The organism is Paenibacillus sp. (genome assembly GCF_048976745.1).
GTDB lineage: Bacteria > Bacillota > Bacilli > Paenibacillales > Paenibacillaceae > Paenibacillus.
Map to the genome: position 1 here is coordinate 70,787 of NZ_JBHGUU010000014.1, position 22,150 is coordinate 92,936.

Genomic DNA, 22,150 nt, shown 5'->3' on the forward strand with positions numbered 1-22,150 from the left:
GGCTGTTATGGCAACTATTCATGATGTTGCACTCAGGGCAGGAGTTTCTGTAACTACCGTCTCGCGTGTATTAAACAATCGGGGATATATCAGTCAGAAGACTCGGGACAAAGTGTATCAAACCATGGACGAATTGAACTATCGACCCAACGAAATTGCCCGTTCTCTTCTGCGTAAGCAATCCAATGTGATAGGCTTGATTATTCCGGATGTATCCCATCCTTTTTTTGGAGAACTGGCTAGCTATGTTGAGTATCATGCTTACCAGAATGGATTTAAAATTATGTTATGCAATTCCCACATGGACCCTTCCAAAGAACGTGAATATGTGGAAATGCTCAAGGGTAATCGCGTGGATGGCATTATTATGGGAAGTCATACACTGGAAGTTGATGAGTATATGAATCTGCATTCCCCAATCGTAACCTTTGATCGTAAGATCGGTGAAGACATCCCGTTTATCTCATCTGATAACTATCAGGGAGGGGTTATGGCTGCTGAATTGCTGCTCGCGAAGAACAGGCGGCATCTGGCACATATTTGCGGTAATTTGGAATTGCAAATGCTGTCCAATCGCCGGACGACAGGTTTCGTTGATACATTGCAGGCTCATGGAGTCAAACCAGTCATGATTCATGAAACCGATCTGAATGTGTTTGATCAGCATCAGTATACGGAATTGGTGGATCAGCTGCTTGCACAACACCCGGAGGTGGACGGGCTCTTTGTAACGAGTGACCTGATGGCGGTGCATGCGCTGAAGCAGATCGTGTTAGGCGGGCGCAAGGTACCCGACGATATCGCTATTGTTGGTTATGATGACAGTCGTGCGGCAGCGTATACGATGCCTGGCATAACAACGATCAGGCAGCCGGTGGAGGCTATGGCTAAGCTTGCGATTGATCTGATTCGGCACCAGCTCGCGGAAGAGCAGATTGGTATGGAGCATATTTTGCCGGTTACCATCGTGGAGAGAGAGACGACCTGATACAGGTCGTTTTTTCCTGTTTTTCCGTTTACCACGATAAAATCAAGGCGGGATAATTTTTTAAAAATGTTATGTCAAACGATTGACATGTCAAACCTTTGACATTATAATTCGATTTGTAAGCGTTTCCTTTTAAACTATTGAACGGGGGCCATAACAAGATGAAAAGAGAACAGAGATGGATGATGAAATTATCGGTATTGTCTTTGATTATGATGCTTGTATTGTCGGCATGTGGAAGTAAAGCGGCAACGGATTCCAACTCCTCCTCAGAGGAGAGCAACAGTGGGAGTGTCAAAATCACCTTGCTCAATTCCAAGTCGGAAATTAATAATCAGCTGGAGCAAGCGGCTAAAGACTTCCATGCCGAAAATCCAAATATCACACTCGAAATTGTACCTGTCGGCAGTGGACAGTCTCCGTTTGAAAAAGCGTCTGCATTGTATGCCTCTGGCAGCCCTACAACGATGATGATGCTGGATACAGGGGATGTTGAGAAATTCAAGGATCGTGTTCTGGATCTGACATCCGAGTCTTGGATGAAGGATGCTGTGGAGAACAGCACCGCGGCTACAACGTTTGATGGCAAAAATTATGCCTTCCCATTCTCAATTGAAGGATATGGATTCATCTATAACCAGAATGTATTGGATCAGGCAGTAGGTGGAACATTCGATCCAAAGTCTGTACAGACCACTGCACAGCTTGATGAACTGTTCCAAAAGATCGCTGCTACTGGAAAATCCCCTTTGATTGTATCTCCGATGGATTGGTCGCTTGGTGCGCATTATCTGGGGCTTGCATACGGTGGGCAGTCGGCAGACCGTGCGAAGGTTGATCAATTCATTACTGATCTGAAGGCTGGTCAAGTGGACCTTGCTTCCAATGCCGTGTTTAATGGCTTGTTAGATACATTTGATCTGATGAAAACCTACAATATTGACAAGGCTTCTCCACTGTCCGGAACTTATGAGCGTGGACCTGAGGTGCTTGGCAAGGGTGAGGTTGGCATCTGGTTCCAGGGCAACTGGGCTTGGCCGCAAATTTCAAGCTTTGATACAGCAGATGGGAAATATGGTTTCCTCCCGGTACCTGTGAGCAATAATCCGGAGGATTTCGGTAATACGCAAATCTCTGCTGCTGTATCCAAACGAATATTGCTGGATAAGGAAAAGAGCACACCAGCACAGCAGGAAGCGGCAAAGAAATTTTTGGATTGGATCGTTTATAACGAAAAAGGTCAGGATTTCCTGGTGAATCAAGCCAGTATTATTCCGGCATTCAGCAACATTACACTGGAGCCAACCGACCCGCTTGGCAAATCCATTAGTGAATACATCAAGGCAGGCAAAATCGAGGAATCAATGAGCACACTTCCTGCGGATCACTGGTCCAAACTGGGTGCATCCATGCAGAAATATTTGGCTGACGTCATTGACCGTGCCGGACTTGCCAGCGAAATTCAGGCATACTGGAGCAACGTGAAATAAAGGAATTAATTTTAGCACTATGTAGCACATAGAGAGAGACTTGCGGTACGCCGGAGATGAATGTACAGCTTCCACATGAGGTCTGTTCAATTTGTTTCCGGCATAACCGTTAGGCTAATTATTTGGATAGAGTGGAGGTTGACAATGCTGACCGAAAAAGGATTATGGACACGTCTGCGCACCCGCCTGATCTTTACAGGCCCGACATTATTTGCGTTTGCTACAGTGATGATTATTCCATTTTTGTATGGTATTTATTTGACGTTTACGAACTGGGATGGCATTGCCATCGATCAAACCTTTGTTGGCTGGGATAACTATATTGGTGTGTTCAAGGACACCGTGTTCTGGAAATCATTCGGGATGACGCTGGAGTACGTATTTATTACCGTTGTGCTGACCAATGCGGTTGCCTTCCTGCTCGCTTACGCGGTAACTCGGGGAATGAAGGCACAGGGCTGGTTTCGGGCCGGATTTTTCCTGCCGAATCTGGTGGGTGGAATCGTGCTTGGTTTCATCTGGCAGTTTATTTTTAATCAGGTACTCGTTTTTGCAGGACAAAAAATGAACCTTTCGCTGTTCTCCAGCTCTTGGCTGGCTGACCCGGATAAAGCATTCTGGGCACTCATTGTGGTGACCGTTTGGCAGTATGCGGGCTATATGATGGTTATCTACATTGCAGGACTGATGAATGTGCCGAAGGATGTTATGGAAGCAGCCAGCATTGATGGGGCTAGTAATCGTAAAATGCTGGCGCGCATTGTATTGCCACTGATGGTTCCCTCATTTATTGTATGCATCTTTTTGTCACTGCAACGGGGGTTCATGGTGTATGATCTGAACGTCTCCCTGACCAGTGGTGGACCCTTCAAGAGTACAGAGATGGTATCCATGCACGTCTATGAGCAGGCCTTTCTTGCTCGTGACTACGGTTTGGGTCAGGCAGAAGCCTTTGTTCTGTTTATCCTTGTAGCCGCCATTACATTGCTCCAGGTCTATTTCAGCAAAAAACTGGAGGTCGAGGCATGATGGCTGGACAATCGCGTATTCTCAACTGGATGAAGTTTATTGCATTAATCGTTGTGATGATTTTGTTTGTATTTCCGTTTGTACTTCTAATCGTCAATTCGTTCAAGGCTAATCAGGCAATTACCTCCGATCCGCTGGGGTTGCCAAGCTCCTTTCAATTCGATAATTATGTCAATGCGTTTGACAAAATGGGATATGTATCCGCCTTCAGCAATTCGTTGCTCATTACCATAGCAGGTGTATTACTGATTGCTCTTTTTGCGGCGATGACAGCCCATTACTTTGTCCGTCACAAAAGCAAGCTGAATCAGTATCTCTTTTTCCTGATGGTAGCTGCAATGATTATTCCGTTTCAGGCCATTATGATTCCGCTGGTTAAAATATACGGATCGCTCAGCCTGCTGGATAACAAGTGGTCGCTGATCTACATGTATATTGGCTTTGGCAGTCCGCTCGCCGTATTTATCTACCATGGCTTTATCAAAAGTATTCCACTGGAGCTTGAAGAAGCGGCTCTAATGGATGGCTGCGGCAGAGTGCAGACCTTTTTCCGCATCGTACTGCCGGTGTTACTGCCAACAACCGTTACCATTAGCGTACTGAATGTATTGTGGATATGGAATGATTTTCTGCTGCCTTCCCTGGTACTGACTTCATCCGAGCAGCGAACGCTGCCGCTGTCCACGTTTTATTTTTATGGGACTTACACCGTGGATTACGGCCCATTGATGGCCGGTCTGGTGTTGACTCTCCTGCCTGTACTGATCGTTTATCTGTTTGCGCAGAAGTACATTATTCAGGGGGTCATGCAAGGAGCTATTAAATAAGTTCAGTTGGGTGATATAGAGAGAGACAGGAGTGAAGGACATATGAATCAGGAACGATACGGGAAACAGGAAATAGACACAAAGCAAGAGACAGACCTTGGACTGACGAGTTCTTCGGATCAAACAAAGGAGAGTTATACACTCGCTCGGGCCAACGCATATATCAAGGAGCATCGACATCAGGTTGATCCAACCTATCGAATGGCCTATCATTTGATGCCAGAGGTGGGCTGGATGAATGATCCTAACGGCTTCATATACTTCGGTGGGATGTATCATATGTTCTATCAGCATTATCCGTACGAGCCGGTATGGGGGCCGATGCACTGGGGCCATGCGGTGAGCCGTGATTTGGTTACGTGGTCTTATCTGCCTGTTGCTCTGGCACCCGATCAGAGCTACGACAGTGGAGGCTGTTTCTCCGGAAGTGCAATCGTGCAGGATGGCAAATTGGTGCTGATGTACACGGGGCATGTTGTGACTGGACCCGACAAGGATAACGATTACTTGCAGACACAGAATATCGCTGTCTCGGACAATGGAATTGATTTTGTCAAAAGCGTGATGAATCCGGTTATTCGGCTGGATCAAATCCCAGCGCATACCAGTCCAAAGGACTTTCGTGATCCAAAAGTGTTTGAACGAAACGGTGTGTACTATTGCGTCCTTGGATCAAATGATGCTGCGGGCAAAGGTGTCATTCTATTATACCGTTCAACGGACTTGCTGGATTGGAGTTATGTCAACATTATGGCCCAGAGTGACGGGACGCTTGGCGACAATTGGGAATGTCCCGATTTGTTCACACTGGATGGCCGAGATGTGCTGATCATGTCTCCGCAGCGCATGCCTGCTCAGGGAGATAACTATCGCAACTTGCATTCGACCGTTTATATGATGGGAACGTTGGATGAAGCCCAGGGGTTGCTGAAGTATGAGCAGTACGTTCCGTTGGATTGTGGCTTCGACTTTTACGCTCCTCAGACGATGGAGGATGCACAGGGGCGACGAATTATGATGGCCTGGATGGATACGTGGGAGACGGAAATTCCGACACAACAGTCCCATGCCTGGGCGGGAGCGATGACTTTGCCTAGACAATTGATTCGCAGGGGAGAACGATTGATATTCCAGCCTCTTCCTGAGCTTAAACAGTACAGGTCGGAAGGCACCCAGCAGTATGATATACATTTAAACGGTGATGAGCATGATCTTGATCTTGGCGGTAGCGGAGACTGTTACGAACTTTATGCTGTATTCGAAGCGGAACAGGCACGACACTTCGGGTTGAAGCTGCGCACGGGTGAGGATGAAGAAACCGTGATTTCCTATGATGTAGAGCGGCGTCGTTTATGTTTAAATCGCGAGCACGCCGGGCAAGGGCCGGGCGGAGAACGAGCTGCGACAGTGGAACTGTTTGACGGGAAGCTGGAACTTCATATTTTTATGGATGTCAGCTCCATTGAGGTGTTCATTCAGCAGGGAGAGCAGGTCATGACAGGGCGAATATATCCTGGGCCGAACTCAACAGGTATTAAGGCTTTCTCGTCTGGAACGTGTACGTTGACCGAACTTCGCAAATGGGATATACAAATTCCTCGTTAAAAAATTAAAAAAATACAGCCTTGACCTTGAAGTATACTTCAAGGTTTATCCTTGTTTCATCAAGAAATATTGGAGGCTGAATGATGAAATTAATGGAATGGATATTGGTACTTGTAACGATTGCCGCAGCGGTGTGTATCCCCATGTATTCGAAGCGTCGGAAGCTCGTGGCAGGCATGTTTGCTGCCATGATATTGGCAGTGGCACTTCACGGCATACTGGATTCGTTTCGCGTGATGCTGCTGCCAACGTATCTTGTTGCAGGCATAATCTTCATCGTATTAATCATTAAGTTAGTGAAAGGGTATCGTAACAGAGTCACTGGGCAATTAGCAGAGAAGCAGAAACCGAAATGGCGTTTGTGGCTTCAACTCACGCTGGTTGGGGTGCTGGCTCTGGTCTCTGGCGCCGGATCAGGTCTGCTCACTTGGTATTTTCCAGCGTTTACAATGCCTGAGCCTACAGGGAAGTTTGCTATCGGTACGTTTTCTCAACAATTGGTGGATGAAACCCGTGAAGAGACGTTTTCTCCCGAAAGCGGGGACAAACGGGAACTGATGATTAACGTGTGGTATCCGGTAAACCCGGAGGATGCGAAGGGGTTATCTCCTGAGTCTTACCCGTCTGAACTCGGAGAAGCCATCAGTCTGGTATTTGGCATCCCGCCTAAGGTGTTCAGCTACCTCGATACCATTCCGACACATGTGGTTAAAGGTGCAGCCATGTCAGACGCAAGCCGTTCTTATCCGGTGGTGCTGTTCTCTCCTGGTGTCCGTTCTGCCCGTTTCCAGAGCATGACTGCTGTCGAGGAACTGGTAAGCCATGGCTATATTGTTGTAGGTATGGATCATCCATATACCTCAGCACGTGTTACCTTCCCCGATGGGCGTAAAGTGTCTTATGAAGCCGGGCCTGAATTTGCAACGTCAGAAGAACTGTATCAATATAATGTGGAAGGCATAGGTATTCGTGCAGCAGATGCACGGTTTGTACTCGACACGCTTGAACAGTGGAACCTGAATGATCCCAATCAGGTGCTGGAGGGCAAACTTGATCTGGATCACGTCGGCATCATGGGACATTCGTATGGCGGGGCTACAACAGCCGAAGCACTCGCACAGGATGAACGTTTTCAAGCAGGCCTGAGTTTGGAAGGCGGATTCTGGGGATCGGTATCCACGACAGCCCTGAAACAGCCTTTTATGTACATCATGTCTGGCGAAACAGCTAAAAGCTTCGATCCGAATGCTTCGTCCAAAGATAAAGTGTTTTACCCTGAATTTGAGCCTGATCTGGACCATGTGATGACAAGTAGTCTTAATGATACCTATTATCTGACGGTGGACAACTTCTTCCATCAAAGCTTTACGGATATTTCATTAATTTCACCGAAACTATTTGCCAGAGGCATGACGCCAGAACATAATGTGGATATAACAAGATCCTATGCGCTGGCATTCTTTGACCGTTATCTGAAAGGGGAAGAACAGCCATTGCTGCAAGGAACTTCAGTGAATTATCCCGAGGTCACTTATGATGCCACATATACTAAGATACGCAGCGAACAAACACAATAAATCCGCAGAAGGGTGGAGGAGTAGGCATGGAAACCATGACAAGAGGAATGTTGGCCAGGCGTACCGGTGTGAGTATGGCAACCCTCCGTTACTACGAGGATAGTGGAATTCTGCCTGCTCCCCGTCGTTCCTCCAACGGATATCGGGTGTATACCGAGGATTATCTGGTCAAAATTAAGTTCATTAAGGATGCCCAGTTACTGGGTTACTCCTTAAAGGAGATACAAGAGACCCTGCAACTGCTTAGCCAGGAAGACATGGAAAAGGATACGTTAAAAACACTCGTCCGTGACCGAATCGCTGATATTCAGAAGCATATTGAGCATCTGGAACAGATGCAGATCCATCTGGCACGACTGTTGCATACACCGGAGGACGATATCGACAATTATATTCAATCGTTCAGAGTGCAGAAGAAAGAGCCGTAATCGCGGCTCTTTTCCTGTTTAGGAGAAAACAAGGCGTCGGCTAACAAGCAGGGAATCGGAGATGTAGAACGAATACATAATATAGTTTGCCAATACATAGTGGTGGTTAACGTGACTTCAATCTTCAATGATAAAATTCACACCATAAAAGGAGTTACATTTTCTATGAGGGATTTACAAGGTTTTGTATCCGATTACATTAAGGGCAAAAAACATCTGCATCTTGAGATTGGCGTTATTACGAAGGAAGATATCGAATATCACTCATTAGGCAATCCCCAAAAGAAGAGTACGGCTGCTCCTGAACACAGATTGTTTGAAATCGGCTCTGTAACCAAACTTTTTACATCGATCCTTCTGTTAGAATTGGAACGTGAACAGCAGCTTTCCACGGATGACACGGTAGGCAAGTACATACACAACGGTAAAAACGATTATTTGAATAAGGTTACCTTAAAAAGTCTTGCTACGCATACCTCTGGATTACCAGGAGTTGCCACCAATCTGTCCTCGAAGAAAAATCGATACAATCCGTTTTCAAATTATACCGAGGATGATTTACTTGCTTTTTTATCCGATGCTGATTTTACGGATCAGATGGGTTCATTTGAGTATTCCAATACCGGCGTGGGCTTACTGGGTTATATCCTATGTAAAGTATCAGGCAGTACATATGACGATCTGCTGAAAAAATATATCACAGGTCCATTAAAGATGACGGAGACAGCTGTTATGCTGAATGCAGAACAGAATGGCAGATTTGTGGATGGACATACGTCAACAGGGAAAAAGATGCCTCACTGGGATACGGGTGTACATGAAGGCGCAGGGGCGATCAAGTCATCTCTTCACGATATGTGTTTATTTGTGCAGGCCAATTTGAATGAAGATCATCCTGCAGTCTCTGCAATACAACAAAGTCACATGCCCGTAATGATTGGAGATTCAACTCAGCGTTACGGATGGTTTAGTGATACTATCTCAGATCAGAATATTCTCTGGCATAACGGCAGCACATTTGGTTTCTCCAGTTATTTGGCCATAAATAAAGAACAGAGTATGGGCGTTGTATTATTGTCCAATTATTGTTTTGGATCAGCCTCCATTGTGGATGAGTATCTGGATGCGATATTCAAGTACATAACTAAAAAAGACCTTTATCCACTCATGCCGCTGGAACCTGTGGGCAATAAAATATTGGAAGCGATGATGCAGAGATAAATGCACGAACAGAGAGCACCTGAGGATGTACTTTGGGCGCTCTCTGTTTGTGGTTTCTTTTAGGTTGATCTTCATGGTTTCAATCATGTCATGCCCGCTTCACGCAGAAAATGGTGCACAATCTCCGTCTGATACTTGATACGGGTCGAGCGTTTCAGACTCCAGCAGGTCTCAACTGTAACAGAACGGGCTTGCAATAGTCTTGAAGCCGCTGTACGGGCAGATCCCGGCAATTCATGCTGCTTGAGGTTAAAGTGACGATCACGAATGGATATCGACCGATTCATCCGTTCGATCACTCTTCTGCAAGCCGGAATGGTACGACTGCCCGGATTGGTAATCAGCGTCTGTCCAAGCACTCGTGAACTCAGTTGAGACAGGCCGTTGGCTTCATGCAGATCGAGCCACCAGTCGGCCTGATATTCACGCGCCAACTGATAAACCGCCGCAGCGAGCGGATGTTTGGCCTTGCCTGACATACGTCGTGGAAACGTACGATTCAGATCCGGCTTGCCTCTGATTTTCTTAGCGTAGGCTTGCTGGTTCACACGTGGCACGATAATTAACAGCCCTCGCTGAATGACGTGACGACCTGTCGCACAATCATCTGCGAGTTTTTGCGCAGCAGCCATGCTCGCCGTTTCGTTCCCGTGAACCCCGGATGTAATGAACATCACCGGTCCCGACATCATGCCACGTACGATGAAATAGGGAGTGGCGTGTACGCTGGATGCTGCAAGGACATGTTTGGTCACAAGCATGACGCTTCACCTCCATTAGTACAGTACGCCATGTCCCTCTTTCATGTAACGGCGTAAGAACAGGTCTTCATCCTATTTCCTCACAAAATGGGCCAATTAATACACCCGGTGGATGATATCTTCGAAATCGGGTTCCTTCATCTCTACATCTTCAATCTCACCCCAATGTTCCAGCTGTTTCAGAATCTCCATCGTGCTCCATTCCTTCCGGTTCACTTCCACGGTGACAATCTGCCCTTCCACTCCTGTAATGTGTATAACGGACGGAATAACGTCAGGGAGGTGAAACGCTCCCCGGAACGTTACCCGAATCAATGTAGGTAGTCCGATGGTTTCGCGAAGGGATGAGATCGTGCCGTCATATGTCAGTTGACCATGGTTAATTACCATGACCCTGCTGCATAACTGCTCAATGTCGTCCATATCATGTGTGGTCAGCAGAATCGTTTTGCCAAATGTTTCATTTAAAGTACGTAGGAATTGGCGTATGTTCCGTTTCGCATTCACATCCAGGCCAATCGTGGGTTCATCGAGAAAAAGCAATTCGGGATCATGCAGCATGGAAGCTGCGAGATCCGCACGCATGCGTTGTCCAAGCGAGAGCTTGCGGACAGGCGTGGCCCAGAACGATTCAAGATCCAGCAGCTCCGCGAACTGGGACAGGCGTTTCTTTTTGTCCTCGGTACGGACGCCGTACATCTCGGCCAGAATATCATATGAATCTTTCACGGGCAGATCCCACCAGAGCTGGCTGCGCTGTCCAAACACAGCGCCCAGTCGACCAACGGTTCTGCGCCTGTCCAGATGCGGGTTCATACCGTCAAGCCTTACCTCACCCGAGGTTGGGTGCAGGATACCTGTCAGCATTTTAATCGTGGTAGACTTGCCAGCCCCGTTTGGGCCGATGTAACCCACAAACTCACCTGGGCCGATATCAAAACTGATATCGCGTACCGCTTCCTTGGACACATACTCACGTGAAAATAACGTACGTAACCCGGAGAAACGTCCTTCGCGAATAACAGGAGTTTTGAATTCCTTTTGCAGATGCCTTGCTGTGATCATGTTCATGATTCGTTTCCGCCTCCTTAGCTACCTGTACTTTGATATTTGGTCATGCCGAATTGCCAGAAACGCAGACTTGCAGTCAAACTCAGTACGGCAACCGCCGCAACAACAACAAGAACCCACGCTCCTCCTTCACCTCGTAGCAGGTAAAGTGATGGAATATAGTTGACGAACCCCACGGGAATCACCGTTAATAGAATGCCGGACATCCATTTGGGATATAACGTTAGCGGATATTGGGCAGCCGTTCGTGCTGCATCCTCGGTGATCGTCTGTAATTCCTCGATGCGTGTGGTCCAGAATCCGAGTGTGGCAGTAGCGAGACCAATGGAAAAGAGAATGACTGCCCCCGTCAGGATTATGAACAGGGAGAAAGGAATGGCAGTCCAGCCGATCTGTCCGCTCTGCATCATGCCTGCCAGAGACCAGCAGAGAATGAACCCGCCTTGCAGGACTTCTCCAGCCATGATGCGGAAGTTTTGGGGCAACAGTGCCAGCAATACAGGCATGGGACGGGTTAACAGTTGATCGAGCTCACCATTAACCAGATATTTTTCCAGATGATGAACCTCGTTGCCAAACGTTCGATACAGTGTTTTGGATAACGTCATGATGGCAAAGAGATAACCGATCTCATGGAGGGACCAGCCTTTAATGGCTCCGAATTGGTGCAGCACGAGAGCAACCATCAGAAACTCGGAGATCTGTATTAAAGCAGCCAGTACGGACGCCATGATGAAATTGAACTTGTATTGCATCCGGCTGCGGATGCTTGTTCGAATGAGCATTTTATATAAATTGAACCAGGAAGTTTGTTTCATCCGCCCTGCACCTCCACTTTACGACGTAACACGTGGGTGATCATAAGACAGATTAACGTCATGAAGACGCACCAAAGCAAGGTTCCCCATAACAAGGAGCCATCTTCGAAACCAAGATAGATTCGGGTAGGTACATAGAGCAGGAATGGGTAGGGTGTTATCCAGGCAAGTTGTTCAAGCCAATTCGGTAGCCATTCCAGCGGAATGAAAAAACCAGCCAGCAGATTCATCATCGCGTGATTGCCCCAGTGAAGCCAGGAGGACTCCGTGGTCCACATCGACGTGGCGCCAATGATGTAGTTCATACAGATGGACAAGTATGAGGCGCCGGCAAGACCAAGTGCGGCATAACCAAGTGTTGAAACGTCTGAAGGCCAATGTAGGGAAAAGACAATGGAGAAGAGCAGGTAGATCGGAATACTTTTGTACACGAACTGGTAGGCAATCTGCCCCCATTCGCGTGCCATCAGGTGTGTGAACAGATGAACTGGCCTCATCAGGTCCAGTGCGATCTGCCCTGTCCTGACGGACAGGGGAATACCCAATCCATTCGTGAGAAAACCCGAGATCCAGAGAGAGGATTGCGTGAACGCAATGTAACTGATCATCCCTTGTGTCCCGTATTCTCCGAGAGTATGGTCGGCCCCGATGCCGATCCAGAGGCAGGCATACATGTATCCAAACATGGCGCTTGCCAGGTTATGTACCATGTGTGCCCCGCGGTATTGCAGATTCCGGGCGTAGGCTTTGGAAGCCAGAGTGAAATAAAGCATGTGACACCTCCGATAAGTGGATTGAACGGCGTTTCCGTTCACTTCAGTCAAGGCGAAAAAGAGAGAAGGACAACAGCATACCAATATATTCCTTCACAGGCAAGACATTTTTTTAGCTAATAATGGTAGTAATAGGGGTGTTCATGATTGCGCCACAAGACAACGCTCTGTCCGTTCATTTATAATTGAGAGGTAGTATCGCAAACGTTTACAATGTGAAATATTCAAATTTTAAATAAACCGCCGGGCTTGTGCCTGACGCTTGAGGATACAGAACGAACAATCCGGCAAGAGAGAAGGATGTCATGAAGAAAATTGCATGGGTCACCGATAGTACCAGTACACTGGATCCCGTTTTTGCGGAGCAAAATCATATCTACATCGTACCGCTGCGCATCGTATTTGGAGAGGAATGTTACCGGGAAACCGATGACATTACATCTGAAATGTTCTATGAGAAACTTGCGGAGGCTTCACGTGCGAGCAGTTCGCAGCCACCCATTGGCGAGTTCATTGAACTGTATGAATCGCTTAAAGACAAGTACGATGAGATTATTACGATTCATTGCTCTACTGAGCTAAGTGGAACGCTGCATACATCTATGCAGGCTGCGGAGATTGCAGGGGTGACGGTGACCGCAATTGATTCAAAGGCAGGCGCCTATCCTCTTCGCGAGATGGTTATGCAAGGGTTGGAATGGCAGAAGCAGGGGTGTTCGGCTTCCGAGATCAAAGCAAATATTGAACAGATGATTGATAATATGTCCTTTTACCTCATACCGGCCAGCCTTCAGCATCTTCATCGCAGTGGTCGGGTGTCCGGCACCCAGCTAATCATCAGTCAACTGCTCAAGATCCATCTGCTGCTCCGATTTGAAGAGGGCAAAGTGGTTGTGAATGAGAAGATTCGCACGTTCAAGCGGACGAAAGATCGCATGCTGGATATGCTTAAGCTGGATATGGAGAAAGTGAAACATGTGTGCATTATGCATGCAAACAATCAAGAAGAAGCCGTCACGATCAAGAAGCAGATTGCTAATCTGCTCCCCAAATTAAAGACCGAAATTATGCCGTTCATCCCTGTGGTAAGTATCCATGCAGGTGCAGGAACCATTGGACTGTGCTGGATACACAGCGAGAACGGATATAGGAATTAAAGCATAAATACTCAGCTATAGACCACATAGACCTGACAGGAAGCACACTTTATCCCAAAGTGATGACTTGTCAGGTCTTTTTGTAATGTCATTGCCAATTCATACAAACTGTGAGGTAATAAAGGAAAATGTTCGTGTTGGAGGGAAACTTGTGTCAAGTCAGCGCTTATTGCTTGTTGAAGATGATCGTTCAATTAGTGAAATGGTTGGACCTTATCTGGAAAAAGAGGGATACGACGTCACGTATGCATATGACGGCTTAGAGGCAGAGCGTCAGTTCAGCCAATCACAACCGGGGTATGACCTGGTTATTTTGGATTTGATGCTGCCCCGCAAGAGTGGGATGGATGTGCTGCAAACCATTCGAGCGGTCAGTTTGGTGCCTGTGCTTATTTTGTCTGCGAAGGATGGGGAGGTGGACAAAGCACTGGGTCTGGGTTTTGGCGCCGACGATTATTTGAGCAAACCATTCTCATTAATTGAGCTGACTGCCCGCATTAAAGCTGCGATTCGCCGCGCCAATTATACCGCTTTGCCTGTGACTGAAGTGGCTAAAGATCAGCGTATTCGCATTGGCGGACTTCTGGTCGACATGGAGACGTACGAGGTGGAGCGTGAAGGTACACCCGTCAAGCTGACGTCCAAGGAATTTGGCATCCTGAAGTTATTGGTTACTCATCCCGGCAAAGTGTTCACCAAGGCTCAGATCTACGCTTCGGTCTGGAACGATCATTATTATGGAGACGAAAATATCATTAACGTACATATGCGTCGGTTGCGTGAGAAATTGGAGGCGGACCCTTCGGCTCCCCAGTATATCAAGACGCTCTGGGGCATCGGATATAAGTTGGAGGCAGAGCAAACATGACACTGATTTTTGCTATTGCAACAGGTATTCTAACCATTGTAGTCATTGGGTTGTGGATGAGGTTGCGGAAACGCAGTCAACACCTGTCCTATATTCATCACAAAGTATCCGATATCCTGGATCAAGGTACCTTTGAGCGCTTGCTCGTATTCAACAGTGATGATCAAGTTAGCCAGCTTCTGAAAGATATGAACCAGCTGCTGGATCATGCGCACCGCGCTAAGGCCGGTTATGCAAACCAGGAGAAGGAGATGCGCAATATGCTCTCCAACATTTCGCATGATCTGAAAACACCGCTTACGGTTGTGCTGGGTTATAGTGAGACTTTGCTGCACAGTCCATCACTGACTGATGAGGAACGGAAGAATATGACGGAGAAAATACAAGATAAAGCACAGGAAGTGTTGCGTCTGATCCATTCCTTTTTTGACTTGGCAAAGCTGGAATCTGGGGACACTGAGCTGGTGCTTAGTCGAGTAAATATAAGTGAATTAAGTCGCTTGAAGATGCTCTCCTTTTATGAGATGTTGACGAATCTTGGATTGCACGTGCAGTTGGAGATACCTGATGGGGATATCTTCGTGCAAGCGAATGAAGAAGCTCTGGATCGTGTGTTGGATAATCTCATTACCAATGGGATGAAATATGGGGCAGAGGGTAACGTGCTGGGGCTATCGCTTGAACATTCGATAGGTGGATCTGTGACGCTGCACATCTGGGACAAAGGGAAGGGAATTCCTGAAAGTGAGCATAGCCGTGTGTTCGAACGTATGTATACACTGGAGGATTCTCGCAATCGACTCTATCAGGGCAGCGGCCTTGGGCTGACGATCACGAAGCGACTAGTCGAACGGATGGGTGGAAGGATTCATTTACATAGTGTGCCACATAAAAGGACTGTATTTTCAGTTACCTTAAAGGCCTGGTAGGAGGACCTGTTTTGGCGTTTTTGGTCAAGCTTAAGGTTTTTGTAAGATTTGATTAATAAAAAAGCAGACTTTTCTCTTTACAATACAGATATAGGAACCCGGACAGGGTGCGTAAAGGAGAACAAGACGATGAATTATATCGCACGAACGATAGATGTGACCAAAGTATATGAAGGGACAGAGGTTGTATCCAACGTTAATATGAATATTAAACAAGGTGAGATCTATGGGTTCCTCGGTCCAAATGGTGCAGGCAAAACAACCATCATGAAGATGCTGACCAATCTCGTCAAACCAACAACAGGGGAGATTGAATTGTTTGGGGAGAAGCTTACGCCGACCTCCTATGAAGTGCTGAAACGAATGGGCAGCATTATTGAATATCCTTTTTTCTACGATAGACTATCTGCTCGCGAGAATCTGGAGCTTCACTGTGAATACATGGGATTTTACAATAAAAAGATTATCGACAACACGATGGAAACGGTAGGTCTGAAGGATACAGGCAAAAAACCGGTTAAGGATTTCTCACTGGGCATGAAGCAGAGGCTGGGGTTGGCTCGTGCACTCATAACAACACCCGAATTACTCATTTTGGATGAACCCATCAACGGATTGGACCCTGTAGGGATTCGGGAAATGCGAGATTTGTTCAAGCGCCTTAGCAATGAGTATCGAATCACCCTGTTGGTCTCCAGTCACATTCTTGGCGAGATGGAGCAGATTGCTGACACGGTTGGTGTCATTCGCGGCGGTCGCTTGGTGGAGGAGGTGTCGATGGAGAGCATTCGGGGAAGTCAAAATGAATACATTGAGTTACAGGCGGTGGATATTCGCAAAGCGACCTATATCATTGAGCATCAGCTTGGTTTGAGTAATTATAAACTTGTCGATGACCATACGTTACGCATCTATGATCTGGGAATCATTCCATCAGAATTGAACACAAAGCTGATCCAACACGGCATTGAGATCGAATCGATATCCAAACGGGCGCATTCCCTGGAAGAGCACTTCATGAAGCTGGTAAAAGGGGATGAAGATGTTGCTTAAACTGATTAGGCTTGAGTTGCGGAAGCATCGCTTTGCACGAAATTTTGCAGTTGCAGGAATTGCCAATATAGCCATTCTTCTTTTTCTGATCATGATTGGATTTGTGGATGTGGGGGCAGAAGATTATGCCTATGCCAGTTACCAGACCGCCTTCATGATTGTTGATACCTTTGTGAGAGCGACCTTTATCGTATTTGCAGGAGTGTTATTATCCAAGTTCGTCATTAGTGAATATCGAAATAAAACGATGAACGTCATGTTCACGTATCCAATCCAGCGTCATAAAATCATAGCTGCCAAATTGATTATCGTGTTTGTTTTTACATTTGTGATGATTATGTTTACCGATCTGTTGATGGGTTCACTGTTATTGATTGCTAATCATTTCTACTCCTTTATTCCTGGATCATTAACGAATCGGGATGCACTGGAATTTCTGGTGAAGTACAGTATGAGTTCCTTATCGGCTGCGAGTATGGCACTCATTCCCTTATTCTTCGGTATGCGTAAGCATTCTGTTACAGCCACAATGGTCTCGTCCATTCTGCTGGTTTTGATTGTCTGCTCCGGATTCAACGGGTCTGAATATTCCATTCATTCGCTTATTATAATCCCCCTGACCCTTGGAGCTGTTGGGATATGGATTGCTTCCATGTCCATGATTCGTCTGGAGACCAAAGATGTGAACTGAATCATCGTGAAAGCCATGCACCGTATGGCTTCAGATGCCATTGACATCCGCTCGTACAAGGGATAGGATAATGTCAACTGAGACACGAAGGAGAATGCAACGATCATGACGATTCCAAAGACATTAACAATCGCTGGTTCGGACACGAGCGGCGGTGCAGGTATTCAAGCTGATTTGAAAACTTTTCAGGAGCTGGGTGTGTATGGCATGACCGTACTGACTACAGTTGTGGCGATGGAGCCCGATACTTGGGATCACCAAGTTTTTCCTGTGGAATTAAATGTGGTTGAAGCCCAGCTTCGCACTGTTCTGGATGGTATCGGTTTTGATGCCATGAAGACAGGTATGCTTGGTTCTGTAGATATTATTGAATTGGTAGCAAAACATATTCGCCGTAGTGGCCTGCCACAGATCGTTATCGATCCAGTGATGGTCTGCAAAGGTACAGATGAAGTGTTGCAACCGGAAAATACGGAAGCGATGATCGAATTCCTGTTGCCAGGTGCTGATCTGGTTACACCTAATCTGTTCGAAGCATCTCAACTGGCGAAGAGTGGACCGATCCGTTCCAAGGAACAGATGGAAGCAGCGGCAGCAGCAATTCATGCCCATGGCTCGAAACATGTTCTGATCAAGGACAGAGGTGTAATTAGCCCGGGTAAAGCAATGGATCTACTCTATGATGGAACCAACTACGAATGGTTTGAAGCCGATGTTGTCGGCTCCGGATATACGCACGGTGCGGGCTGCACAACATCTGCGGCGATTACCGCAGGATTGGCTCGTGGTCTTTCAGTGAAAGAGGCTGTTCGTGAAGGTAAAGCCTTCGTGACCAAAGCAATTGCCGGCGGATTCCCGCTGAATCGTTTTGTGGGTCCTACACTGCATGTGGCACACCGTCTGGAGCAACAACGTTAAGTGTTATCTGTGAACGCGCAGCAGCGCATCACCTCTGGATAACACACTTCGATTTCATTCAAGTAGCTGTCAATGAGCAAGAGATTGCTCGTTGATGGCTTCTTTTTTGTGCGAATTTTGATAAAAATTAGTAACTTTTGGCTTATATTAATCGTATATATCATGGGGTTCATTCCAAAACATGTATGGACACATGAACGACACATGGAATAGGTATGTTATCATCAGAAATCCAAAAAGGAGAGTCGGTCATGATCAGAACAGTGCTTCTGGTGGAAGATGAAAGCCGCATTCGTGAGATTGTGGCCGATTATTTCATAAAAGAACAATGGAACGTTATAGAAGCAGAACATGGAGTACAGGCATTGGAACTGCTGGCTCTGCATGAGGTGGATCTGGTCATTCTGGATGTTTTGATGCCTGAAATGGATGGATGGACGTTATGTGGGCATATTCGTTCCCAATCTACCGTACCTATTATCATGCTGACTGCACGGTCCGAGGATGACGATAAAATTCATGGATTTCAGCTGGGCGTAGACGATTACGTTACCAAGCCGTTTAGTCCGCGTGTGCTGGTTGCACGTGCAGAGACATTAATGAAACGTGTTGAAGGCGCAGTTGGACGAGAGCAAGGTGTCATTCGTTTCGGACAGGTAACCCTTGATCCATGGGCTCGGCGGCTGGAGAAGGACGGAATTGAAGTGGAACTCGCGCCAAAGGAATATGATCTGTTGTTATATTTGGTACGAAATGCAGGTATTGTGTTGTCCCGGGATGCCATTTTGAATCGGATCTGGGGATTTGATTTTGAAGGAGACTCACGTGTTGTGGATACCCACATCAAGAAGCTGCGCAGCAAACTGGGTGATGAGGCCAAGTGTATCCGGACTGTGATTGGTACTGGATATCGTTTCGAGGCAGAAGCATGAGAAGAAATGGCGTAACGATGAAGCTTTTCCTGGTCATGGCAGGATGTCTGGTTCTTCTATATGGGACGACAGTATTTGCCCAATTGGTTTGGTTTCCCGATTTTTATCAGCATCAAAAGGTAAGCAGTATGAAGAAAAAGCTGTCCAAGTTCGAACAGCAATATTCCAATGGACATTGGAGTGATTTGCAGCTAGCCAAGGAGACCGGCAAGTTCATGCGTCAGAATCAGTCACATCTGGTCATTCTGACGAATACCGGAAGACTGGTTAATGACCCGTTCCACATTACCTTGCTTCAGGAGGATGGGAGTCACGTGAAGGTGTCCTTGTCCTTGTTTATCAATAGTGAGAATGCTGGCTGGATTACATCCCATCTGAAATATGGGCAGAAACTGACGGTGAGAGGCCCGGCCAGCAGGTCCATGGTCTACCCATTCAAAATCCAGGATGCCACATCTGCCGCATGGGGAACCGAAAGCTTTCAGGAATCAATTGAACCGGTGAAGGAATGGTCAGGTGTATTGACCGAGGTGGTTCTCCCCAATCTGGCAACGTGGAGTCAGAGACAGGGATTGCTGGTGCAAGCACTGGATAGCCGGTTCCCTTTGTCGACGGAAGATCAACTTGCGTTGGCCAATGGCAAAATGCTCAATGAAGAATGGATGGATAGCTGGAGTGGTGTTCGCAATGTCATCACCATTGCTCCAGTGCATCGTTCCGGACCCGAGCAGCAACTGATTTTCTCGCTCACCTCTCTTCAGGAGATGAGGGAAGCAAATGAGGCAACACGTTTGTTCTATGGGTATTTTGGCATCGGGGCATTTATATTGATTCTGTTACTGGCATTGCTCCTGTCCCGAATTGTAACGAAGCCGCTCTTGGCCCTGAACCATGTCGCCAAGAAAATGTCTACGCTGGATTTCACGGTGAAATCACCCATCCGGCGTAATGATGAAATTGGCAGTCTGTCTAACAGCCTCAATGCCTTATCGGGAACCTTGGGTCAGACATTGGAAGAGCTGAGGCAGGCCAACACGCAGATGCGCACAGATATGGAAATGAAGCAGCAGATTGAACAGCGTCAGCGCAAGTTTTTTGCCGATGCATCTCATGAACTTAAGACACCAATCAGCATTATTAAGGGATATTCCGAAGGGCTGAAGGATGGCGTGAGTGAGAGCAAACGGGAGCGCTATATTGAGATCATTGCCGATGAGGCGATCAAAATGGAAACGATGGTTGAAGAGATGCTGGATCTGGTGCGACTGGAATCCTCAGCAATTCAATTGAATACGGATGCTGTTGCACTGGCTGACATGATTGAAGATATCGCCGGCCGTTTGGGTCCGCAACTGAAGGACAAAGGATTGGATGTAGTGCTTGTATCCACAACAGAACAGACGGTTGAGGGTGACCGAAGCAAGCTGGAGCAAGTTATTTTTAATATCATGATGAATGCTATACGTCATGCGATACCACATACCGATATAACTATTGAGATTAGCAGGCGTGAAGGTTTTGTCCATATTTCCATTGAGAACAAGGGCGAGCAGATCGCTGAAGCAGAGCGTCAGTATATATGGGAGAGGTTCTATCGGGTAGAGCGCTCACGTAATCGCAAAATGGGGGGAACCGGGCTCGGTCTGGCCATTGCGAAGCAGATCCTCGATCTGCACGGGTGCAATTATGGAGTGGAGAATACACCGGATGGCGTCCGTTTTTATATTATTTTTCCTAAAGCCTAGTACGAAAGGGAGTCAAATCTTATGAAGTCTTTACCATCGATTTTAACCTTGGGGAATCTGAGTTCAGGCATGCTGGCAGTCATTATGGCTATTCATGGTGAATTCGCCCTGGCTGTGATGATGATATGGGTAGCGATGTTCTTTGATCTGTTTGATGGGTATGCGGCCCGCAAATTGCATTGTGAGGGTGAGTTCGGCAAAGCGCTGGATTCGCTTGCGGATGTAGTTTCATTCGGAACAGCTCCAGTGCTGATTCTGTACCTGAACTCCATGAATGAAGTGAGTGTGCTGGGGATGGCACTGACCGCATTGTTTCCGGTTTGTGGTGCATTACGACTGGCCCGTTATAACTGTCAGAAGACAGCAAGCAGTGGTTTTGTCGGGATGCCGATTACATTTGCCGGTGGTCTGATGTCCTTTTTCGCGCTCTGGAGTCCTTATTTCACACATGGTGTAGCCTATCTTGTCATTATTGTATTATCCGGTCTTATGGTGAGCCAAATCCGATTCCCGTCTCTAAAACAAGTGTTAGCCTCACATGAGAAGGATATTGTGGAACCGAAATAAGGAGCGAGTCAGTATGGAATTTGCAAAAGAATTTATTGGTCAATATGGTTATTTCGCAATATACGGATTACTGGCTCTTGGTGTTATTGGTATGCCGATTCCGGATGAGGTGATGATGACTTTTGTCGGGTATCTCGCCTCCATCTCGGTTTTAAATTACTCCGTCTCCATAGCCGTCAGTTTTGGTGGCGCGTTTACCGGAGGGCTGCTCAGCTACATGATTGGCAAGAAGGCTGGCCGACCGCTGGTAGAAAAATACGGCAAGTGGGTTGGCGTTAATGCCAAACGATTCAGCAGGGTGGAGTCGTGGTTTCTCAAATATGGGTATTGGTCCATCATCCTGGGTTACTTCATTCCAGGCATTCGTCATCTGATGTGCTGTTTCTCCGGGATCAGCCGCATGGCTCTTGGCAGGTACGTCGTTGTATCCAGCATCGGTGCCTTCGTCTGGTGCGTTGTCTTTATCTCGATTGGGTTTTATGTTGGCGTGTTAACTTAAAATGGGACAGCCTGTTGTAACAACGGGCAAGGATGGAAGACCTCTTGAGTGTAAGGTGGTCTTTTTTTGTTTTTCCACCATATAACAAACTTGAATGAGTAACGAATACGGATTACTTTGTAAAATACAATACGCCGCTCTGACCATCTCTAACCTTCATATCGAAGGAGAAGAATGGATCAAAGCGGCGTATGCTTCACGAA

General features: G+C 46.8%; 22 protein-coding genes. 18 read left to right on the top strand and 4 right to left on the bottom strand.

The features are described from left to right. Positions 1 to 7 precede the first annotated feature (7 nt). The 8 genes from ACE3K2_RS21250 to ACE3K2_RS21285 all read left to right on the top strand — a co-directional run bounded on the left by ACE3K2_RS21250 (position 8) and on the right by ACE3K2_RS21285 (position 9,165). Positions 8 to 988 carry a LacI family DNA-binding transcriptional regulator gene (locus ACE3K2_RS21250; RefSeq protein WP_421894705.1) on the top strand — a complete coding sequence of 327 codons (981 nt, stop codon included), beginning with the start codon at positions 8 to 10 and terminating at the stop codon, positions 986 to 988. A gap of 161 nt (positions 989 to 1,149) precedes the next feature. Next, complete coding sequence (locus ACE3K2_RS21255) at positions 1,150 to 2,478, top strand: ABC transporter substrate-binding protein (protein WP_421894708.1); 1,329 nt, start codon at positions 1,150 to 1,152, stop codon at positions 2,476 to 2,478. Between the two features lie 144 nt (positions 2,479 to 2,622). Continuing rightward, complete coding sequence (locus tag ACE3K2_RS21260) at positions 2,623 to 3,507, top strand: carbohydrate ABC transporter permease (protein ID WP_421894711.1); 885 nt, start codon at positions 2,623 to 2,625, stop codon at positions 3,505 to 3,507. After that, on the top strand, positions 3,504 to 4,334 hold the full coding sequence (locus ACE3K2_RS21265; protein WP_397387109.1) for a carbohydrate ABC transporter permease: 831 nt from the start codon (positions 3,504 to 3,506) through the stop codon (positions 4,332 to 4,334). Before ACE3K2_RS21260 ends, ACE3K2_RS21265 begins: the two co-directional genes overlap by 4 nt. A gap of 42 nt (positions 4,335 to 4,376) precedes the next feature. Beyond that, the gene (locus tag ACE3K2_RS21270) at positions 4,377 to 5,939 is read left to right on the top strand and encodes a glycoside hydrolase family 32 protein (RefSeq protein ID WP_421894715.1); all 1,563 of its coding nucleotides are present in this window, start codon (positions 4,377 to 4,379) and stop codon (positions 5,937 to 5,939) included. Between the two features lie 80 nt (positions 5,940 to 6,019). Further along, on the top strand, positions 6,020 to 7,516 hold the full coding sequence (locus ACE3K2_RS21275; protein ID WP_421894718.1) for a prolyl oligopeptidase family serine peptidase: 1,497 nt from the start codon (positions 6,020 to 6,022) through the stop codon (positions 7,514 to 7,516). Positions 7,517 to 7,542: 26 nt separating this feature from the next. Continuing rightward, entirely contained in the window at positions 7,543 to 7,944 is a 402-nt protein-coding gene (locus ACE3K2_RS21280; RefSeq protein WP_421894721.1) for a MerR family transcriptional regulator, read from the top strand. Between the two features lie 165 nt (positions 7,945 to 8,109). Continuing rightward, complete coding sequence (locus ACE3K2_RS21285) at positions 8,110 to 9,165, top strand: serine hydrolase domain-containing protein (RefSeq protein ID WP_421894724.1); 1,056 nt, start codon at positions 8,110 to 8,112, stop codon at positions 9,163 to 9,165. Positions 9,166 to 9,248: 83 nt separating this feature from the next. On the opposite strand, the gene ACE3K2_RS21290 is transcribed toward ACE3K2_RS21285, so the two are convergent. The 4 genes from ACE3K2_RS21290 to ACE3K2_RS21305 form a co-directional block, all read right to left on the bottom strand. After that, on the bottom strand, positions 9,249 to 9,926 hold the full coding sequence (locus ACE3K2_RS21290; RefSeq protein WP_421894727.1) for a deacylase: 678 nt from the start codon (positions 9,924 to 9,926) through the stop codon (positions 9,249 to 9,251). A gap of 96 nt (positions 9,927 to 10,022) precedes the next feature. Further along, positions 10,023 to 10,991: an ABC transporter ATP-binding protein gene (locus ACE3K2_RS21295; RefSeq protein WP_421895004.1), complete on the bottom strand. Its 969-nt coding sequence runs from the start codon at positions 10,989 to 10,991 to the stop codon at positions 10,023 to 10,025. A 23-nt stretch (positions 10,992 to 11,014) separates the two neighbouring features. Beyond that, on the bottom strand, positions 11,015 to 11,815 hold the full coding sequence (locus ACE3K2_RS21300; RefSeq protein ID WP_421894730.1) for an ABC transporter permease: 801 nt from the start codon (positions 11,813 to 11,815) through the stop codon (positions 11,015 to 11,017). Next, a complete protein-coding gene (locus ACE3K2_RS21305; protein ID WP_421894733.1) occupies positions 11,812 to 12,588 on the bottom strand; it encodes an ABC transporter permease in 777 nt (258 codons plus the stop codon). Before ACE3K2_RS21305 ends, ACE3K2_RS21300 begins: the two co-directional genes overlap by 4 nt. 305 nt (positions 12,589 to 12,893) lie before the next feature. On the opposite strand from ACE3K2_RS21305, the gene ACE3K2_RS21310 reads away from it, so the two are divergent. From ACE3K2_RS21310 to ACE3K2_RS21355, 10 genes are all read left to right on the top strand, one after another. Continuing rightward, positions 12,894 to 13,745, top strand: a complete 852-nt coding sequence (locus tag ACE3K2_RS21310; protein WP_421894736.1) for a DegV family protein — start codon at positions 12,894 to 12,896, stop codon at positions 13,743 to 13,745. A gap of 151 nt (positions 13,746 to 13,896) precedes the next feature. Next, positions 13,897 to 14,613 carry a response regulator transcription factor gene (locus tag ACE3K2_RS21315; protein ID WP_421894739.1) on the top strand — a complete coding sequence of 239 codons (717 nt, stop codon included), beginning with the start codon at positions 13,897 to 13,899 and terminating at the stop codon, positions 14,611 to 14,613. Beyond that, the gene (locus ACE3K2_RS21320; RefSeq protein ID WP_421894743.1) at positions 14,610 to 15,542 is read left to right on the top strand and encodes a sensor histidine kinase; all 933 of its coding nucleotides are present in this window, start codon (positions 14,610 to 14,612) and stop codon (positions 15,540 to 15,542) included. Before ACE3K2_RS21315 ends, ACE3K2_RS21320 begins: the two co-directional genes overlap by 4 nt. Positions 15,543 to 15,671: 129 nt before the next feature. After that, positions 15,672 to 16,595, top strand: a complete 924-nt coding sequence (locus tag ACE3K2_RS21325) for an ABC transporter ATP-binding protein (RefSeq protein WP_421894746.1) — start codon at positions 15,672 to 15,674, stop codon at positions 16,593 to 16,595. Then, entirely contained in the window at positions 16,585 to 17,286 is a 702-nt protein-coding gene (locus ACE3K2_RS21330; RefSeq protein WP_421894749.1) for an ABC transporter permease, read from the top strand. Before ACE3K2_RS21325 ends, ACE3K2_RS21330 begins: the two co-directional genes overlap by 11 nt. 105 nt (positions 17,287 to 17,391) lie before the next feature. After that, the gene (gene thiD, locus ACE3K2_RS21335; RefSeq protein ID WP_421894752.1) at positions 17,392 to 18,204 is read left to right on the top strand and encodes a bifunctional hydroxymethylpyrimidine kinase/phosphomethylpyrimidine kinase; all 813 of its coding nucleotides are present in this window, start codon (positions 17,392 to 17,394) and stop codon (positions 18,202 to 18,204) included. Positions 18,205 to 18,455: 251 nt separating this feature from the next. Beyond that, positions 18,456 to 19,136, top strand: coding sequence for a response regulator transcription factor (locus ACE3K2_RS21340; protein WP_421894755.1), 681 nt, complete (start codon positions 18,456 to 18,458; stop codon positions 19,134 to 19,136). Then, positions 19,133 to 20,881 carry a sensor histidine kinase gene (locus tag ACE3K2_RS21345; RefSeq protein ID WP_421894758.1) on the top strand — a complete coding sequence of 583 codons (1,749 nt, stop codon included), beginning with the start codon at positions 19,133 to 19,135 and terminating at the stop codon, positions 20,879 to 20,881. Before ACE3K2_RS21340 ends, ACE3K2_RS21345 begins: the two co-directional genes overlap by 4 nt. Before the next feature lie 21 nt (positions 20,882 to 20,902). After that, the gene (gene pssA, locus ACE3K2_RS21350; RefSeq protein ID WP_253441014.1) at positions 20,903 to 21,448 is read left to right on the top strand and encodes a CDP-diacylglycerol--serine O-phosphatidyltransferase; all 546 of its coding nucleotides are present in this window, start codon (positions 20,903 to 20,905) and stop codon (positions 21,446 to 21,448) included. A 13-nt stretch (positions 21,449 to 21,461) separates the two neighbouring features. Continuing rightward, entirely contained in the window at positions 21,462 to 21,947 is a 486-nt protein-coding gene (locus ACE3K2_RS21355; protein WP_421894762.1) for a DedA family protein, read from the top strand. The last annotated feature ends 203 nt before the right edge of the window (positions 21,948 to 22,150 follow it).

Excerpts from the sequence above, each read along its gene's own strand:
- ACE3K2_RS21260 (WP_421894711.1), top strand. The coding sequence starts at position 2,623 with ATGCTGACCGAAAAAGGATTATGGACACGTCTGCGCACCCGCCTGATC.
- ACE3K2_RS21325 (WP_421894746.1), top strand. The coding sequence starts at position 15,672 with ATGAATTATATCGCACGAACGATAGATGTGACCAAAGTATATGAAGGG.
- ACE3K2_RS21255 (WP_421894708.1), top strand. The coding sequence starts at position 1,150 with ATGAAAAGAGAACAGAGATGGATGATGAAATTATCGGTATTGTCTTTG.
- ACE3K2_RS21310 (WP_421894736.1), top strand. The coding sequence starts at position 12,894 with ATGAAGAAAATTGCATGGGTCACCGATAGTACCAGTACACTGGATCCC.
- thiD (WP_421894752.1), top strand. The coding sequence starts at position 17,392 with ATGACGATTCCAAAGACATTAACAATCGCTGGTTCGGACACGAGCGGC.
- ACE3K2_RS21285 (WP_421894724.1), top strand. The coding sequence starts at position 8,110 with ATGAGGGATTTACAAGGTTTTGTATCCGATTACATTAAGGGCAAAAAA.
- ACE3K2_RS21330 (WP_421894749.1), top strand. The coding sequence starts at position 16,585 with ATGTTGCTTAAACTGATTAGGCTTGAGTTGCGGAAGCATCGCTTTGCA.
- ACE3K2_RS21345 (WP_421894758.1), top strand. The coding sequence starts at position 19,133 with ATGAGAAGAAATGGCGTAACGATGAAGCTTTTCCTGGTCATGGCAGGA.
- ACE3K2_RS21295 (WP_421895004.1), bottom strand. The coding sequence starts at position 10,991 with ATGATCACAGCAAGGCATCTGCAAAAGGAATTCAAAACTCCTGTTATT.
- ACE3K2_RS21275 (WP_421894718.1), top strand. The coding sequence starts at position 6,020 with ATGATGAAATTAATGGAATGGATATTGGTACTTGTAACGATTGCCGCA.
- ACE3K2_RS21320 (WP_421894743.1), top strand. The coding sequence starts at position 14,610 with ATGACACTGATTTTTGCTATTGCAACAGGTATTCTAACCATTGTAGTC.
- ACE3K2_RS21250 (WP_421894705.1), top strand. The coding sequence starts at position 8 with ATGGCAACTATTCATGATGTTGCACTCAGGGCAGGAGTTTCTGTAACT.
- ACE3K2_RS21340 (WP_421894755.1), top strand. The coding sequence starts at position 18,456 with ATGATCAGAACAGTGCTTCTGGTGGAAGATGAAAGCCGCATTCGTGAG.
- ACE3K2_RS21300 (WP_421894730.1), bottom strand. The coding sequence starts at position 11,815 with ATGAAACAAACTTCCTGGTTCAATTTATATAAAATGCTCATTCGAACA.
- ACE3K2_RS21265 (WP_397387109.1), top strand. The coding sequence starts at position 3,504 with ATGATGGCTGGACAATCGCGTATTCTCAACTGGATGAAGTTTATTGCA.
- pssA (WP_253441014.1), top strand. The coding sequence starts at position 20,903 with ATGAAGTCTTTACCATCGATTTTAACCTTGGGGAATCTGAGTTCAGGC.
- ACE3K2_RS21305 (WP_421894733.1), bottom strand. The coding sequence starts at position 12,588 with ATGCTTTATTTCACTCTGGCTTCCAAAGCCTACGCCCGGAATCTGCAA.
- ACE3K2_RS21355 (WP_421894762.1), top strand. The coding sequence starts at position 21,462 with ATGGAATTTGCAAAAGAATTTATTGGTCAATATGGTTATTTCGCAATA.
- ACE3K2_RS21290 (WP_421894727.1), bottom strand. The coding sequence starts at position 9,926 with ATGCTTGTGACCAAACATGTCCTTGCAGCATCCAGCGTACACGCCACT.
- ACE3K2_RS21280 (WP_421894721.1), top strand. The coding sequence starts at position 7,543 with ATGGAAACCATGACAAGAGGAATGTTGGCCAGGCGTACCGGTGTGAGT.
- ACE3K2_RS21270 (WP_421894715.1), top strand. The coding sequence starts at position 4,377 with ATGAATCAGGAACGATACGGGAAACAGGAAATAGACACAAAGCAAGAG.